Source organism: Crocosphaera chwakensis CCY0110 (genome assembly GCF_000169335.1).
Classification (GTDB): Bacteria; Cyanobacteriota; Cyanobacteriia; order Cyanobacteriales; family Microcystaceae; genus Crocosphaera; species Crocosphaera chwakensis.
On record NZ_AAXW01000005.1, the window covers coordinates 22,372 to 39,453 of the forward strand.

11 protein-coding genes are annotated in these 17,082 nt (G+C 41.5%); 7 read left to right on the forward strand and 4 right to left on the reverse strand.

What is annotated here, in order from left to right; all coding sequences use genetic code 11:
- Positions 1–2: 2 nt before the first annotated feature.
- Positions 3–1,175, forward strand: coding sequence for an McrC family protein (locus CY0110_RS04630; RefSeq protein WP_008274150.1), 1,173 nt, complete (start codon positions 3–5; stop codon positions 1,173–1,175).
- Positions 1,176–1,233: 58 nt separating this feature from the next.
- Here the strand turns inward: CY0110_RS04630 and CY0110_RS04635 are convergent, their stop codons facing one another.
- Entirely contained in the window at positions 1,234–2,319 is a 1,086-nt protein-coding gene (locus CY0110_RS04635) for a Get3/ArsA fold putative tail anchor-mediating ATPase NosAFP (RefSeq protein ID WP_008274151.1), read from the reverse strand.
- Between the two features lie 172 nt (positions 2,320–2,491).
- Positions 2,492–2,686 (reverse strand): cytochrome b6f subunit PetP, encoded by a 195-nt coding sequence (petP, locus tag CY0110_RS04640; protein WP_008274152.1) that lies wholly within the window; start codon positions 2,684–2,686, stop codon positions 2,492–2,494.
- 167 nt (positions 2,687–2,853) lie between these two features.
- Here petP and CY0110_RS04645 point away from each other — a divergent pair, with 167 nt between their 5' ends.
- The 4 genes from CY0110_RS04645 (at position 2,854) to topA (ending at position 8,343) form a co-directional block, all read left to right on the forward strand.
- Entirely contained in the window at positions 2,854–3,660 is an 807-nt protein-coding gene (locus CY0110_RS04645) for an ABC transporter permease (protein WP_008274153.1), read from the forward strand.
- A 7-nt stretch (positions 3,661–3,667) separates the two neighbouring features.
- Positions 3,668–4,438: an ABC transporter ATP-binding protein gene (locus CY0110_RS04650; protein ID WP_008274154.1), complete on the forward strand. Its 771-nt coding sequence runs from the start codon at positions 3,668–3,670 to the stop codon at positions 4,436–4,438.
- Positions 4,435–5,367 (forward strand): NAD-dependent epimerase/dehydratase family protein, encoded by a 933-nt coding sequence (locus CY0110_RS04655; RefSeq protein ID WP_008274155.1) that lies wholly within the window; start codon positions 4,435–4,437, stop codon positions 5,365–5,367. Before CY0110_RS04650 ends, CY0110_RS04655 begins: the two co-directional genes overlap by 4 nt.
- A 330-nt stretch (positions 5,368–5,697) precedes the next feature.
- A complete protein-coding gene (gene topA / locus CY0110_RS04660; RefSeq protein ID WP_008274156.1) occupies positions 5,698–8,343 on the forward strand; it encodes a type I DNA topoisomerase in 2,646 nt (881 codons plus the stop codon).
- Between the two features lie 363 nt (positions 8,344–8,706).
- On the opposite strand, the gene CY0110_RS04665 is transcribed toward topA, so the two are convergent.
- The gene (locus tag CY0110_RS04665; protein ID WP_008274157.1) at positions 8,707–8,937 is read right to left on the reverse strand and encodes a hypothetical protein; all 231 of its coding nucleotides are present in this window, start codon (positions 8,935–8,937) and stop codon (positions 8,707–8,709) included.
- Positions 8,938–9,454: 517 nt separating this feature from the next.
- Here CY0110_RS04665 and CY0110_RS04670 point away from each other — a divergent pair.
- The gene (locus CY0110_RS04670; RefSeq protein WP_008274158.1) at positions 9,455–13,429 is read left to right on the forward strand and encodes an ATP-binding protein; all 3,975 of its coding nucleotides are present in this window, start codon (positions 9,455–9,457) and stop codon (positions 13,427–13,429) included.
- Positions 13,426–15,888 carry a hybrid sensor histidine kinase/response regulator gene (locus CY0110_RS04675; protein ID WP_008274159.1) on the forward strand — a complete coding sequence of 821 codons (2,463 nt, stop codon included), beginning with the start codon at positions 13,426–13,428 and terminating at the stop codon, positions 15,886–15,888. Before CY0110_RS04670 ends, CY0110_RS04675 begins: the two co-directional genes overlap by 4 nt.
- Here CY0110_RS04675 and CY0110_RS04680 read toward each other — a convergent pair.
- Positions 15,880–17,013, reverse strand: coding sequence for a SpoIID/LytB domain-containing protein (locus CY0110_RS04680; protein WP_035798521.1), 1,134 nt, complete (start codon positions 17,011–17,013; stop codon positions 15,880–15,882). The genes CY0110_RS04675 and CY0110_RS04680 overlap by 9 nt on opposite strands.
- Positions 17,014–17,082 lie beyond the last annotated feature (69 nt).

Genomic DNA, 17,082 nt, shown 5'->3' on the forward strand with positions numbered 1-17,082 from the left:
TCATGAATACAATAACTCTAACAGAATATAAACCCTGCTACATTCCCCGTGATCAAATTCCACAAGAGATTATTGATTATCTAAAAAACAACTATAAAAATAAATTTAGAATCAATCTGAAATATAGCAAAAAAGGCGATCAATGGGAAATAGTTTCTCAAGGATGGATAGGTTATATCCCTATTAATAATGATTGGAATTTTCACATTAAACCGAAAGTTCATATTACTAATATTTTTAAGATGTTAGAGTATGCTTATAACCTTAAAAGCTTTCAATTTTTAGATGGTTTAATGACTTGTGATAGTTTACCCGACTTTTATAACCGTTTAGCAACTATTTTTGCTCGTCTTATCTTAAAAAGAACTCAAAAAGGACTCTATTCAACTTATATTAAACATTCACAAACATTAAGCTATGTCAAGGGAAAAATAGATGTTAAAACCATGCTGAAACATCCCTGGAAACCTAAATTAACTTGTCACTATGATAACTTTACCCAAGACATAGAAGATAATCAGATTTTACTGTGGACAATTTATGTTATAAGTCGTCAAGAAATCTGTCAAGTAAATACTCGCATTTTAATTAGAAAAGTTTACGGCGCATTACAAGGTTATGTAACCCTATCACCCTCTACAGCAAATGATTGTATTAACCGAAAATATAATCGTCTTAATGAAGATTATCGCTGTTTACATTCTCTCTGTCGTTTTTTCTTAGAAAATACAACACCCAGTCATAAAAAAGGCAACCATCATAGCTTACCTTTTTTGGTCAATATGAATCAACTTTATGAAAAATTTGTCGCAGCATGGCTAAAAAAACATCTTCCCCCACACTTAGGAATAAAAACACAACATCGTGTAGAATATAATAACTTTAGTTTCAAAATTGATTTAATTATCTATAATAAAAATACAAATCAAAATTTATATGTACTGGATACCAAATATAAAACAGAAATTACACAATCTGATATTTATCAAATTATTACCTATACTTTTGAACAAAATTGTAATTATGCTATTATTATTACACCAACAATAAGAAATCCTATTAATGATAAAATAAATAATATTAATATTCGTAGTCTAAACTTTTTTTTAGATGAAGATATAGAAGCAGCAGGAAATAACTTTTTAGAGCAATTAATGAGCCAGAATTATATATAAATCATACAGTTTATGGTGGGCATTGCCCACCCTACAATTATGATGTATTTAGATTAGATTACAAAGAAACAATCAAATAATGATTCTGAAACTTTGCCCCTTTTACAGATTGTCCTGCTAAAGGACCGGGTAATTCAATATTACGACGTTGATCACCAGCTTCAATGGTTAATTCTGGTCCATACTGAGTTAACTTAACTTGTTTTTTCTCAAATCCAGGTAAAAATACCTTAACTTGACGATTAGCAACATCAATAGTCACTGGCTTAGGTGCTTGAGATTCCCCTAAAAATTGCGGTAGCGCAGACATTAATGTTTCCCAGTTACCCTGCTCCATTTTAGGGAGAGAAGACAGGTTTAAAGGGTCAAATTGCTCTGCTAAAGCGGTGGTTTCCCCTTGATTAACAATCACACCTCGAACCGTTAAACCTACTTGTTGCGCGCTACCCCAATAATACTTAGCTGCTGCGATCGCCATTTCGTCTTCTGTGGTTACTAAATAAGCTGCCACACGATTACCATCTGCTAAAGCGGACTTGCCAGACTGTAAAATATCATTAGCCTGAGTATTTTTGAGATCCTCAGCACTCCAGGAAACATTTAAAATAGCACTGGTGATAGGTTGGACAAACGGAGCCAACGTTTTACCCACATCAGACTCTGTTAACACCTCTCGAAACCGACGCACATACCAACTCATGATCTCTGGAATGCTAAACATTCGTAGGGTGTTTAAAGCACTATCCCCATCATACACAATGACATCGTACTCGTTGCTTTGTTCATATTCTCGTAACGCATTAAGTGCTAGGGCCCCATCCATTCCGGGTAAGACTCCTAACTCTTGACCATAGACATTTTTTAATGTCGGCGATCGCAAATATTGTGCTTCTAATTCCTTAATATCTTCCCATCCTTTTGAAAGCAATTGGGCTGATTTTAAAGCCATCACCTTTAAATTAGGCTCTATTGCCGTCGGGGATGCTTCTAACGTCGTTCCCCATAAATGACTCAATACTGGACTAGCATCTTGGGATAAGAATAAGACACGAGAGCCTGCCGTCGCTAGTTTTTTAGCTGTAGCGATGGCAACTGTTGAACAACCACTACCGCCTTTGCCTAAAAAGGTTAAAATCAAAGCCATGAGTTATGAAAATTATTTTTTGATTGATTAGTTTCCCAGTTTGTCTCATGTTACCAGGAGATAGACCATGAGAGCCTCTGTCTTAGGGTAAGGGAGAAGCTCTGAGATTCTCAAGATCAACGTCGATCAAGAATAGCCACGTTTAGCTGTTGCCTCTCCCAAAAGAAGGTAATTATTCAACCGGTTTAAGTTCATCGCCAAAAAACCAAGTTGCGGTTTTATCAGCAAACTCTACTACTGCACCGATTCCACTGCCATCAGTCATTTTAAATTCTTTGATGGTACCTTCTTTCCCAAGTTTATCAACAAGTTGTCCAGAGACGCGATCGCGAAGACGGATCACTTTAACTTTCTGCCCGATTTCCATGCCCAAATTTACTAATATGTTAATGAACCATTCCCCAGTTTAGCCGAATCTGGCCCAATGTCGATGGTTAAAATTTTCTGAAATTATCGGGAACAACTCGACAAAAGTATCTGACATTTAATACAATACCCCATTAATTCCTAACTTGTTGGTATTGACAATTTATTATGACCATTACCCTAAAAGCTAGCCTTCAAGGGTCGTCAACCAGACGATACCTAGAATTGCTACACATCTTAGTAGAGAGAAATTTAAAAGGACGCTATCGAGGCTCATTTTTAGGGGTGTATTGGTCACTATTAAATCCCCTGATTATGACGGGGTTGTATGCAGCTATTTTTGGGACAGCCTTTGCACAATATTACGATAATTCGACCTTTAACTATATTTTAGCTGCCTTTACTGGCTTAATTGTTATCAATTTTTTCTCCTCTTCTACCAGCCAAGCTTTAACCAGTGTCGTGGGCAATGGGTCATTGTTAAATAAGGTTCGTTTACCCATCACTATTTTTCCCGTTTCGATGATTGTGGCCAATATTTTTCAATTTCTCATGGGTCCATTGCCTTTATTGGCCATTGTTACCTTAATCATTTCTAAGAATCCCCTCAATGTTATTGCTCTAATATTTCCTTTAATGGCTCTCAGTTTTGTCTGTACAGGGGTAGGATTTTTTGTTAGTGCATTGTATGTTTTTTTCAGAGATTTACCCTATTTTTATGAGCTAGTTTGCTTTGTTCTTTGGATTAGCTCTCCGATCTTTTATCCGGCTGAAATTGTTCCGAGTTCAGTCAAATCCTTCTTACTCCTTAACCCGCTAATTCCCATTATCGAAAGTATTCGCCAGATATCCTTATCTGGCACTTTACCGGATGTGACCTTAATTTTACATTCATTTTTTAATGGTTTCATTCTTTTAGTGTTAGGGTGGATGTGTTTTCGCTCCTGGCAAAAAAACTTTATGGACTTGCTCTAAAGGTTAAATGGTAGAAGCAATTAGACTCGATCAAGTATCCCTGTGGCGTAGAACCCAAGAAGAGTTTTCTTATGATTTAAAGAAAACCATCTTGTCTATGTTAGAAGGGAAATACCGTCAACCATCAAGGAAATTAATTCTTGACCGTATTAATTTGACGGTTCATGCTGGGGAAAAAATCGGTATCATTGGAGCCAATGGGTCAGGAAAATCCACCCTACTCAAAGTGATCACAGGGATTTTAGAACCCACGTCAGGCCAAATTCGTGTCAAGGGAGAAATCGCTCCTTTGATTGAGTTAGGGGCAGGATTTGACGGAGAATTGTCCGTAACTGATAATATAATTCTTTACGGAGTGATGTTAGGCTTTCCGCGTCAAGAGATGAAAGAGCGTGTAGCCTCTATTTTAGAGTTTGCCGATTTAACAGAGTATAGCTTAGCTCCGGTTAAAGCCCTTTCATCAGGGATGGCCGCCCGTTTAGGGTTTTCTATCGCTACGGATGTAGAACCAGATATATTAATCCTAGACGAAGTGCTATCTGTTGGTGATGAAAGCTTTAAGCATAAATGTCAAAAACGGATGGATAGATTATGGGGACACCACACAACAATTTTAGTGGTTTCTCATGGATTAGATTTCATTCAACAATCTTGCGATCGCGCTATTTGGCTCGATCAAGGCAAAGTTCGCTTTATCGGCGATACCGATGAAGCCATTCATCACTATCTCGTCTCTGTTCAAGAAAATTCAAAACTAGAATTACATAATCATCTATGAAAATTTTAATCACAGGGGGTGCCGGTTACATTGGCTCAATTTTAACCCCAACTTTATTGGCAAAAGGCTATGAAGTCACAGTATTAGACAGTTTTATGTTTGGCCAAAATAGTTTGGCTGATTGCTGTCAATACGATACCTTTAATGTGGTGCGTGGGGACTGTCGCAATGAATCGTTAATCAAAGAATTACTTAAAGACGCTGATGTAATTATCCCCTTAGCTGCTTTAGTGGGTGCGCCCTTATGTAGTCGGGATGAAGTAGGAACCCGTACCATTAACTACGAAGCGGTTAAGATGATTTGCGATTTAGCTAGTCCCCAACAACGGATCTTAATGCCAGTAACGAATAGTGGTTATGGAATCGGAGAATCTGGTAAATTCTGTACCGAAGAGTCTCCCTTACGGCCAATTTCTCTTTATGGGACTACCAAAGTTGATGCCGAAAAAGCAGTTTTAGAACGAGAAAATAGTATGACGTTCCGACTCGCCACTGTGTTCGGAATGTCCCCTAGAATGCGCGTTGATTTGTTGGTTAATGATTTTGTTTATCGTGCCTTTTATGATCGCGCAGTAGTCATTTTTGAAGGGCACTTTAAGCGCAATTATATTCATATTCGAGATGTGGCTAAGGTATTTGTTCATGGTATTGAAAATTTTGAAACCATGAAAGGCAAACCCTACAATGTGGGATTAGACGATGCTAATTTATCTAAGTTAGAATTATGCGCTGAAATCAAAAAATATTTACCTAAATTTGTCTATCTAGAAGCTCCCATCGGCGAAGATCCTGATAAACGAGACTATATTGTTTCAAATGCCCGTATTCTAAAAACAGGGTTTGAACCCGAATGGCCCTTAAGTCGAGGAATTCGAGAATTAATTAAAGGTTATACCATTCTACGCAATAGTATCTATTCCAATGTCTAAAACAACTAGGTAAACTTAGTCAAAAAGTGCAAGATTTTCAGCAAAAGGGCTAGAAGATTCTTGCATTTTTCTCTTAAAACCTGTGTCCCGTACCCAATACCCCACACCCGAAAATTCCCATTAAATTAAGCATTACTTAGCCAAACCTCGTGGTAAGTTACCTAAAAGGGGTAAACAAACTTACCAAAAATCTCTATTATCGTAATTAGAGACTATTTCCTATAATAGATATTCCTTATAACGTTTTCTCGTAATTGATAAGCTAGGAATAAGCCCATTACCCAGGCTTATATCAAATCCGCTAAACTTGCTTGATTATTAACAACGATTATGTCAACCCTTGTTATTGTTGAATCACCCACCAAAGCCCGTACCATTAGAAATTACTTACCCCAAGGATACCAAGTCGAAGCATCCATGGGCCATGTTCGGGATCTCCCCGCTTCAGCCGATGAAATACCAGCTTCCTACAAAGACAAAGACTGGGCAAACCTAGGAGTCAATGTAGAAAATGGCTTTGAACCCATTTATGTTATCCCCAAGGGCAAAAAAAAGGTGGTTCAGGGGTTAAAATCAGCGTTAAAAAGCGCAGATGAGTTAATCTTGGCCACTGACGAAGATAGAGAAGGAGAAAGCATTAGTTGGCATTTATTACAACTTCTCAAGCCCAAAGTCCCCATTAAACGCATGGTGTTCCACGAAATCACCCGTGAAGCGATTCAAAAATCCCTAAAAAATTGTCGAGATATTGACGAAAACTTAGTTCACGCTCAAGAAACTCGGCGTATTTTAGATCGTTTATACGGTTATACCCTTTCTCCCTTACTTTGGAAAAAAATCGCTTGGGGACTGTCTGCCGGTCGGGTTCAATCGGTGGCCGTGCGGTTACTGGTACAACGGGAACGCGATCGCCTTGCTTTCCAATCGGGGGGCTATTGGGATCTTAAAGCCTTATTGGAAAAGGAAAAAAGTCCCTTTGAAGCCAAGTTAATTACCTTAGGAGGCAAGAAAATCGCTACTGGGTCAGATTTTGACCCCAATACAGGGAAAATCGCTCAGGGGCGCGATGTGGTGCTGCTCAACGAACAAGAGGCCAACACCCTCAAAGAAAGATTAGAGGGGAAAACCTGGACGGTTACGAAAAAAGAAGAAAAAGCAACCACCCGTAAACCCTACGCCCCGTTTACCACCTCCACCCTCCAACAAGAATCGAACCGTAAATTGAGTATATCGGCACGGGATACTATGCGGATTGCTCAGAAACTTTATGAAGAAGGTTATATCACCTATATGCGAACCGACTCGGTTCACTTATCCGATGAAGCCATTAAAGCAGCCAGAAACTGCGTTGAAGAAAAATATGGTAAAGAATATTTAAGCCCGAAACCCCGTCAATATACCACCAAAAGCAAAGGAGCCCAAGAGGCACACGAAGCCATTCGTCCGGCAGGAAATCGCTTCCGTACTCCCCAAGAAACTGGGTTATCGGGTCAAGAATTTGCCCTGTATGACCTCATTTGGAAGCGTACCGTCGCTTCTCAAATGGCTAACGCCAAATTGACTCAAATTAGCGTTCTTTTAGATGTAGAAGACGCAGGTTTTCGGTCTTCTGGGAAACGAATCGATTTTCCTGGATTTTTCAGGGCTTATGTAGAAGGGTCTGATGATCCCGATGCGGCCATTGAAGATCAAGAAGTCATTTTACCGCCCCTAACAGAAGGCGATCATCCCGACTGTAAAGAATTAGATGTCTTGGGCCACGAAACTCAACCTCCGGCACGATATACAGAAGCTTCCTTAGTAAAAATGTTGGAAGGGGAAGGAGTTGGCCGGCCCAGTACCTACGCCAGCATTATCGGAACGATTCGCGATCGCGGTTATGCCCAAATGCGGAGTAAAGCGTTAGTTCCTACTTTTACTGCTTTTGCAGTGGTTAATTTACTCGAAAACCATTTTCCTGACTTGGTAGATACAAAATTTACCTCAAAAATGGAGCAAACCCTCGATGAAATTGCTACTGGGGAAGCACAATGGGTTCCCTATCTACAAAAATTTTACTCAGGGGAAGAAGGGTTAGACACTCAAGTTAAAGTACGAGTGGATCAAATTGACCCTGGAGTCGCTAAAGCCATTAATTTGGACAATTTAGACGCAACGGTGAAAATTGGCAAGTTTGGTCCTTATGTTGAAATTGAACAAGGGGAAGAGAAAATTACGGCTTCTATTCCTGCTGACTTAACCCCTTCCGATCTTAATCCTGAACAAGTTAATAAGTTACTGAAACAGAAAACCGAGGGACCAGAGAAGTTAGGGTTACACCCAGAAACCGGCGAACCGATTTATATTTTGATTGGTAGTTACGGGCCCTATGTTCAATTAGGAGAAGTCAGCGAAGAGAATAAAAAGCCAAAACGGGCTTCTTTACCCAAGGGAACTAAGATTGAAGATGTTACCTTAGACATGGCGGTGGGGTTATTGGCCTTACCCCGTTTACTAGGAACTCATCCAGATACCGAAGCAAAAATTAAAGCCAGTTTAGGACGGTTTGGCCCTTATGTGGTGCATGATCAAGGAAAAAACGGCAAAGATTATCGATCGCTGAAAAAAGAAGATGATGTTTTAACGGTGACGTTAGAAAGGGCCTTAGAATTACTGGCCCAACCCAAAAAAGGACGGGGTGGAGGTCGCACCAAGAAACCGTTAAAAGAGTTAGGAGTTCATCCTGAAGACCAAGAACCAGTTAATGTTTATGAAGGTCCTTATGGGGTTTATGTTAAACACGGTAAAGTCAATGCTGGTTTACCAGAGGGAGAAACCGTTGAAACTATTACCTTAGAAAAAGCGTTAGAATTATTAGCAGCCAAAGCTTCAACTAAGAAGAAAACAACCCGAAAAACCACAAGTAAGACCAAGAAAACCACGACAAAACGGACGACTAAAAGTAAAACCAACACCACTAAAGAGACAAAATCTTAAGGTGAAATGTCTGACTCATATCTTGCACCTTACGATAAAATTAGCTAGTTTAGACATCTCTCTTCTAACTCCCTCCTATCCCCTCCTTTAAACGAGGGGTAGGGGGAATGGCAATAGTATTTGTTTTTGACTATAATTATTTGAGAACTAATTTTCTTTAGTTTTTCTGTAAAGCGTGCAAGATGTCAGTCTGATGGATATTTGTATCGGTGACAGTACAAAGACAGATTATGACATTATCTAGGATAGGAAATACGCGCCCTACAAGGTTTTTTTACTACAGAAAAACCAGAAGTTAATTAAATTACAAAACACGATACCTAAGATTGCTGAGCAAATATACAGCGTATAAAATAACACTTATTAATTATCAACAGAGTTCCACAATACCCCCTCATGAGGAACTGTTGTGACTGGGGTTGAAGATGAAGTCATAGTAAACCCATAAATAATAGGTAACGAACCTAGAACGAACGAACCTAACACCACTAGGAAGATCATCATTAAAGGGTTTTCTTGAGGTTTGCGTAGGGTTCCGTTGGTAGATACCACCTCATTTTTAGCGTTTTTAAGTTCATGAATATTAACGTGCATTGATTTTTCTTGTTATGTTAATGTTCTCTGACTCCATTTTATAAAAAGTAACTTTAGTTACACTTTATTTTTACAAAATGTAACTATTTATACAGAAAACATATTAAATACACAAATATATTCAACATATAAAAAATTTAATTGAAATTTTAGATTTGGATCTCAAACACCATGAGTTTCTAGAGTGTTTACAATTTTTGTCCTGTACTTACAGCACTTTGCAAGTTATTAAACTACATCTAACATCTGTCTTCTGCCTCCTGCCTCCTGCCTTCTGCCTCAAAGCGATAACTGTTGTACCTCACTAAGTCGAAAACTGCTGTAGAGCGATCGCGTATCATCAAAGGGTTTTAGAATTTAGAAATAACAAGGATTTTCCGAGATTGATGGAAGAGGGATATATTCATCTAACAGAAGAAAGATGAAATGATTTGTACTGGTTTAAGATATTTTTGTAAAAATAGGTTAGTGAGGAGTTGTTCTCATCTGAAGCCACAGCCTTTATGTCAAACCCTCCATGTCAATTCAATTAGACGATATTTTAATGACTGAGGAGCTATCTTTGCGATCGCCTCGTCAGCCCAATTTACAGGCCGAAAATGAGGCGTTGCGATCGCTGGCTCGGCAGTTAGTCCACAAACCAGAAAAAATGCTGCAAAGCTTGGTAGAGATGTCGGTAGAGTTATGCGATGCGGGAACGGCTGGAGTCAGCCTACTAGGAACACAGCCCGATAATCAGGAAAACTTTTGTTGGGTCGCCATAGCCGGAACCCTAGCATCCCAAAGAGGAGGCTGTACGCTACGCAACAATAGCCCTTGTGGGATCTGTCTGGAGCAGGGTTCTCCCATGTTGTTTTCCCATCCTGAGCGGTATTTTACCTATTTTCAAGCAGCTAATATCCCTTTTGTAGAAGCGTTAGTGTTACCCTTAATTTGCGAAAAACAAGCACTCGGCACGATTTGGATTATCACCCACGACGAAGGTAAGCAGTTTGATGGCGAAGATGTAAGGCTGATGAGTGGGTTGGCAGATTTTACAGCGGCCGCATTGCTACGAAACCAACAATACACTCAGCAATTACTAGCAAGCAACACTCGACTTGTAGCAGAAGAGTCTGATCGCAAGCAGGCTGAAGCAAGAGCCGAGGCTTTAATTGCTAATCTACCCGGTGGAGCAGCATTTGTGGTAGATCAAGAACTGCGCTATTTGTTAGCGGCAGGAGAAGCTTTAGCGATCGCCAATTTTAAACCAGAAGATTTCATCGGCCATACCATTTTTGAGGTGCTACCCCCTCAACTTGCGGCTAGTTATGAACCGATGTACCGTCAAGCTCTCGCAGGGGAACCCTTTGAGCATGAACACCAAGCCCACGATCGCTGGTATATTTCCCGTGGTACACCACTGTATGACAGCAAGGCTGAAGTCTATACTGTCTTGGTGATTTCCTATGACATCACTGACCGCAAACAGGCTGAAGTTGCCCTGCGTGAGTCAGAAGAAAAATATCGATCGCTGTTCAACTCAATGGACGAAGGATATTTCCTGGTTGATGTGATTTTTGACGAAAATGATCAGCCCATTGACCTGTTCTATATCGATGAGAATCCAGCCGCAATTCGCATGACGGGGCAAAGTTTTCGTGGGCGGCGACTTAGAAAAATTAGTCCTAACTATGAAGAATATTGGTACGAGATTTTTGGTCGCGTTGCCCAAATGGGTCAAAGTAAACGGCTAGAGCGATATGCTGAACCTGACAAAATTTGGTACGATTTTTATGTATTTAAAGTTGGTGGTGATGACACTCAACGAGTTGCGGTTGTGTTTAATGATATTACTGACCGCAAACGGGCTGAAGCAACCTTGGAGGCTAACGCCAAACGACAAGAGTTTTTGCTGGAATTAAGCGATACCCTCCGACCTTTAGTAGATGCAGAAGCGATTAGCTATCAGGCCGCCTGCATCCTCGGCCAACATTTAAAGGCCAATCGGGTTGGCTACGCAGAAGCCGACGACAACGATGAAACTATCGTCGTCACACACAATTACACCGATGGCGTGTTAGGCATTGAGGGGCGATATCATTACGACGATTATGGATCGGAATTATTGCGAGAATTTAAGGCTGGACGGACGGTTGTACGTGGTGATATCGCCAATGATCCATCCCTGACGGATAAAGAAAAAGCAGCCCATGCGGTACTGCAACTGGGGGCTACGGTCAATGTGCCTTTGGTCAAGGCAGGGCGACTGGTGGCGGTGCTGTTTGTTCACTTCCAATCTGCCCATGAGTGGTTAGACAGTGAACTGGTACTCATCACCGAAGTCGCCGAGCGGATTTGGGATGCGGTCAAGCGCGCCCGTGCCGAAGCAGCCTTACGGGAATCGGAACTTCAGCGAGTGAGAGAACAATCTGCTCGTGAGCAGGAACAGCAACGTGCTGAATCCTTAGCTGAAGTAAACCACGCTAAAACTCAGTTTTTTAGCAATGTGTCTCATGAATTTCGTACACCATTAACCCTGTTGTTGAGTCCACTAGAAGATGCCATCGCTCAGTTAGGGAAGAACAAAGGAAAGCAGGATAATGTCAAAAAACAACTACAATTAGCCTACCGCAATGCCTTACGTTTACTCAAACTGGTCAATACCCTGCTGGACTTTTCTCGTATAGAAGCAGAGCGAATTGAAGAAAACTATCAACCGACGGATTTAGCAGCCTATACAACTGATTTAGCCAGTCTATTTCGTTCAACCATTGAAAATGCAGGTTTACAATTTATGGTTAATTGTCAGCCTCTGTCAAAATTAATCTGGGTAGACCGAGAAATGTGGGAAAAAATTGTTCTCAATCTACTCTCGAATGCTTTTAAATTTACTTTTGAGGGAGAAATTCGGGTGAGTTTGCGAGAAGAAGAAGATAATAGCAAGACTAATAATAAATTTGCCGTTCTCGAAGTTCAAGACACCGGCATTGGCATCTCAAGTGAAGAACTTCCCCATATTTTCGAGCGATTTTATCAGAGCAAAAGCCACCAAGGACGGAGTTATGAAGGGTCGGGTATTGGTTTATCGTTGGTAGCGGAATTAGTGAAACTCCATGGCGGTACGGTTGAAGTAAGCAGTCAAGTGGGGAAGGGAACAACATTTACCATAACCTTACCCACAGGAACCGAACATTTACCAATCAATGAGCAAGCGCACCTTGTCGACCAATCTCAAGATAAATCCTTTGTTGACACTGGCGAGGCTAATGCGTTTGTCAAAGAAGCTCAAAGTTGGCTACCAGAGATAAATTTAACCTTAGAAGAAACTGAACCCGTTCAGGTTTTGTCTGAATCTGAGGCAAAAGCTAAAATTCTTCTCGTTGAAGATAATGCGGATATGCGTAACTATCTCAAAAGACTATTAGACCCCTATTACGAGGTAGAAACTGCCAATGATGGTTTAGAGGCTTTGACCTTAATTCGTAATGTTTCAGATCATAACAATCATGGTGCTATGTATGATCTCATACTGACAGATATCATGATGCCCAGGTTAGATGGCTTTGAGTTATTGCAATCGCTAAGAGATAATTCTGAGATGCAAAAAATACCGATTATTATGCTCTCAGCACGAGCAGGGGAAGAATTCCAAATAGAAGGATTAGAAGCAGGGGCCGATGACTATTTATGGAAACCTTTCTCCGCAAGGCAACTCTTAGCGCGAGTTAAGACTCATTTGAAACTGACTCAGATGCGACAAGTTCAGGCATTGAACGAAACCCTGGAGGCGCAGGTGAAGATACGGACTGCTCAGCTTGAAGCGATTAATGAAGAATTAGAGGCTTTTTCCTATTCGGTATCCCACGACTTACAAACCCCTCTGCGCTATATCAGCAGTTTTGTGGAACGGTTGCAGGGAAAACTGGATGCCCATGCTGATGCCAGTAGTCTGCGCTATCTTAGCATCATCAACGAAGCAACCAGTCAAGCCCATCGGATGATCGAGGACCTGTTGGAATTTTCCCGTGGGAGTAATACTCAACTACGCCTAACGCAAGTCTCGATGGAGCAACTGGTGCAAGAAGTGCGATCGCAACTAAAACCAGAAATCAGCGATCGCCTCATTGAGTGGCACATTGAACCCTTACCAGAGGTTCAGGGCGATCCCCAAATGTTACGACTTGTTTGGCAAAATTTAATGTCAAATGCTGTTAAGTATACTTGTAATTGTTCGACTGCAATAATTACTATCAGTAGTAGGATTGATGATAACGAGATTGTTTTCTTTGTTGAAGACAACGGAGCCGGATTTGATATGAAATACCAAAATCGCCTGTTTAGCCTGTTTCAACGGTTACATTCCCAGGAACAGTTTGCTGGCACTGGTGTAGGATTAGCAAATGTGAGACGGATTATTCATCGTCATGGTGGACGGGTTTGGGCTGAAAGCACAGTTAATCAAGGAGCAAGATTCTACTTCTCCCTACCCAAACAGGAGAAACAAAAATGAACAGACTTCAGATTCTTCTCTTAGAAGATAATCCCCTGGATGCAGAAGTGGTGAGCGTTACCCTGGCTGACGGTGGTATTGATTGTGATTTAGAAGTTGTCAATACTCGCACTAAATTTGTGGCAGCCTTGGAAACAAAGAGGTTTACTCTCATTTTAGCTGACTATGCCCTACCGGGATTTGATGGTTTGACAGCATTGAGCATTACCCGTGAACGTTATCCTTATCTGCCCTTTATATTCGTTTCAGCCAGTTTAGGGGAAGAGTTAGCCATTGAATCTTTGAAAATGGGAGCCACCGATTATGTTCTTAAGCAACGACTAGAACGGTTAGTTCCCTGTGTCAAAAGAGCGTTACAAGAAGTTAAAGAATATCGTAAGCGCAAGGCTGTCGAAACTGCCTTACAAGAAAGTGAAGCTCGATTACGTTTAGCCATTGAGTCTGCTCAACTGGGTACCTGGGACTTGAATCTGATCACCAACGAGCTAAAATGGGACGCGGGTTGTAAAGCCATGTTTGGCTTACCTCCTGAAGCAGAAATTAGCATGGATGTTTTTTTTGAAAGATTACATCCAGAAGACCGCGAACGAGTACATCGGGAGGGACACAACTCCTTAAATCCTGTCAACGGAGGCAATTACAACACAGAATATCGAACTATTGGCTTTCAAGATCAAGTTGAACGCTGGGTCAAAGCAAAAGGACAAGTTTATTTTGATGCTAATGGAACACCAATTCGCTTTATTGGCACCGTTTTAGAAATTACGGAGCAAAAACAGGCACAAAGGAGAATGAATGCTGATCTCCAAGATACTCAAGTCTTGCAAGAACTCAGCACCCGTCTGATCTCTGAAGAAAATATCGAGGTCATCTACCAAGAAATTATCGAGACTGCTATCACCCTTTCACGGGCTGATGCCGGTTCGTTTCAATGGTTTGATGTTAAAACCAACCAGTTGAAATTATTGGCAACTCAAGGCTTTAGTCAGCGCATCATCGAGCATTTTGACCGTGTTACGGGGAATTCACAAACATCTTGCGGACAGGCTTTACGTAACGGTAAACGGGCTTTTATTGATTTCGATGCTCCAGATGATCCTGATGGCTGTTTGAAAATGCACCTGGATGAAGGATTTTTTTCGGCCCAGTCAACTCCCTTAATCTCCCGATCCGGTCAATTCATCGGTTTGTTGTCCACTCACTGGCGCAAATATCATCGTCCGAGTGAGCGAGAACTTCGGTTTCTCGATTTGCTGGCTCGCCAAGCTACCGATCTCATTGAGCAACGACAGGCTTTCGCTGAACATCAACACCTCTTAGAACGGGAACAGGCAGCACGGAAAGAGGCTGAACAGGCTAACCGCATTAAAGACGAATTTCTGGCAATGCTATCTCACGAGTTGCGATCGCCCCTGAATCCCATTTTAGGCTGGTCAACCTTACTGCAAACGAAAAAATTCGACTCCGCTACAACGCAAAAAGGTCTTTCGACTATTGAACGCAACGCTAAACTACAAACTCAACTAATTGATGATCTCCTTGATATTGCTCGCATTTTGCGCGGTAAGCTCAAGTTAAAAGAAACCACGGTTAATCTGGTAACGGTGATTGAAGAGGGGATAGAAGTGGTTAGAAGGGCTGCTGAAGCCAAATCTATCGCTTTACGGTTTAACCTGATTGATTCTTGTCAGGTCAGAGGCGATGAGGGACGACTAGAGCAAGTGCTTTGGAATTTGTTGTCAAACGCTGTTAAATTTACTCCAGAGGGGGGTCAAGTGATAGTACAGCTTGAAGTCCTCCATGATCAAGCTTGTATAACTGTTGTCGACACGGGCAAAGGCATCAAACCAGAGTTTCTCCCCGATTTATTTCAAACTTTTTGTCAAGAAGATATTTCCATCACTCGCAATTATGGGGGTTTGGGGTTAGGACTGGCTATTGTTAAGTATTTGGTGGATGCCCACGGGGGCAGTATTACAGCCGAGAGCGCAGGAGAAGGACAAGGAGCTACGTTTACGGTACAGTTTCCTTTGCTAAAAGAAGAGTCGAAACCCTCTCCAACCTTACTAGCTTCAGTGAACACTGATCTAAAAGGTATCAAAGTTCTGGCGGTTGATGATAACGAAGATACGCGCCACTTACTCAAGATGTTGCTTATCTCTTATGGAGCCGAAACCAACGTCGTTGCTTCTGGTATTGAGGTACTAGCTAATTTAAAGACGTTTGACCCTGATGTGCTGATCTGCGATATTAGTATGCCGGAGATGGATGGCTACACCCTCCTTCAGCAGATTCGCGTCTTACCTGATGCTCAGGGAGGAAAAATCCCTGCGATCGCTGTTACGGCCTTTACTCACTACGAAGATCGCCAGAAGGCTTTAGCGCAAGGTTTTCAAGAACATATTCCTAAACCCCTGAACCCAGAAATGTTGGCAACTGCGATCGCTCGGTTAGTTTAAAATTAACCGCGCTAAACCCACTCCAGGATAATAATGATCCAATATTTGTTGATAATCGTAACCTTTTTTAGCTAATCCATAAGCCCCTATTTGACTCATTCCTCTTCCTTTATGAGCGCGAGCAACAATTTCATCCGTCGCAGCATAGAGGGACTCCACCACACCCCCTTGATGGCTTAATATCTGTCCCATCGTACTTTGTACCGCATGATGACCCGTATTATATTCACTGTTTAACCCCTTATACACCTGCCACCGTTGAGTATTTCCCAGATCGTACCAAGCACTGGCTGGACGGATCATGTGAACTAAAGCATAGGAACGGGCTGCGATCGCTTGAGCTTTTAATGCTTCGGTTGGTGCATTAGCGTGCATTTCACTTCCCACCACACTGTATAAATAATGCTCTAAATCAACATGATTGACGGCCAATAAGCTATTACCCTGAGACACCAGTAAAATTTTGCCCCGATACCAGCGATCGCCCACATAAATCAGACTTCCTTCTGTCGGTTGCACCCAAACCACCCCAGGTAAAGACTGTCCCCCCAAGGATAACGATCCCCCATTAGGTTCCACATTCCACCCTTGAGAACCAGAGAGGGTTTTTAATTGTTTATTGTGGCGATCGCTCACTACTGCTTGTCCTGACACCCCGATAGTGGTTCCTGGTGCATCTCGTAAAATAGCCACACGAATTTCTAAAGGAGGGGGTTGGTAGTCCACTGGTGCAGCAGCTAAAGACTTAGGAGAGGGAGGAGGAGACGGAGGGGAAGTTTGGGATAGTGGAGGATCAAGAGGCTTTTTAACCTCTGGTTGTTTCGTATTATCAACTGGCTTTTCAGTTTCGGCCTTTGGTTTCTTCTGGGATGGTTGTTTTACATAAGGTTTTTGAACGTCTGAGCCTTGTTGGGGAGAAGGACTATTTTCTTCTACTTCAGAGGACTTCTGAGAAGGCTGTAATTGACTCAGAGGCGGTAAAGGGGTTTTCTTGGTTTCCGTTTCTAAAGAAGGCTTAGAGGGTTGCCACTGAGTAACAATGATGGGAACCGTCAAAGCGCACACCACAGGAACTCCCCACACTTGGGGACGGTTGACAAACAAGTTTTTTAATAACTTTTTCATAGCACAACGAGAGTGACAACCTGTAACAACAAAAATAGTTAGAATATTAAACAACAACTGCCTTCATTA

What these genes read in the sequence shown, in the direction of transcription:
- petP (WP_008274152.1), bottom strand. Translation starts at nt 2,686, where the DNA reads ATGGAAATCGGGCAGAAAGTTAAAGTGATCCGTCTTCGCGATCGCGTC.
- CY0110_RS04645 (WP_008274153.1), top strand. Translation starts at nt 2,854, where the DNA reads ATGACCATTACCCTAAAAGCTAGCCTTCAAGGGTCGTCAACCAGACGA.
- CY0110_RS04665 (WP_008274157.1), bottom strand. Translation starts at nt 8,937, where the DNA reads ATGCACGTTAATATTCATGAACTTAAAAACGCTAAAAATGAGGTGGTA.
- topA (WP_008274156.1), top strand. Translation starts at nt 5,698, where the DNA reads ATGTCAACCCTTGTTATTGTTGAATCACCCACCAAAGCCCGTACCATT.
- CY0110_RS04675 (WP_008274159.1), top strand. Translation starts at nt 13,426, where the DNA reads ATGAACAGACTTCAGATTCTTCTCTTAGAAGATAATCCCCTGGATGCA.
- CY0110_RS04655 (WP_008274155.1), top strand. Translation starts at nt 4,435, where the DNA reads ATGAAAATTTTAATCACAGGGGGTGCCGGTTACATTGGCTCAATTTTA.
- CY0110_RS04635 (WP_008274151.1), bottom strand. Translation starts at nt 2,319, where the DNA reads ATGGCTTTGATTTTAACCTTTTTAGGCAAAGGCGGTAGTGGTTGTTCA.
- CY0110_RS04670 (WP_008274158.1), top strand. Translation starts at nt 9,455, where the DNA reads ATGTCAATTCAATTAGACGATATTTTAATGACTGAGGAGCTATCTTTG.
- CY0110_RS04630 (WP_008274150.1), top strand. Translation starts at nt 3, where the DNA reads ATGAATACAATAACTCTAACAGAATATAAACCCTGCTACATTCCCCGT.
- CY0110_RS04650 (WP_008274154.1), top strand. Translation starts at nt 3,668, where the DNA reads ATGGTAGAAGCAATTAGACTCGATCAAGTATCCCTGTGGCGTAGAACC.
- CY0110_RS04680 (WP_035798521.1), bottom strand. Translation starts at nt 17,013, where the DNA reads ATGAAAAAGTTATTAAAAAACTTGTTTGTCAACCGTCCCCAAGTGTGG.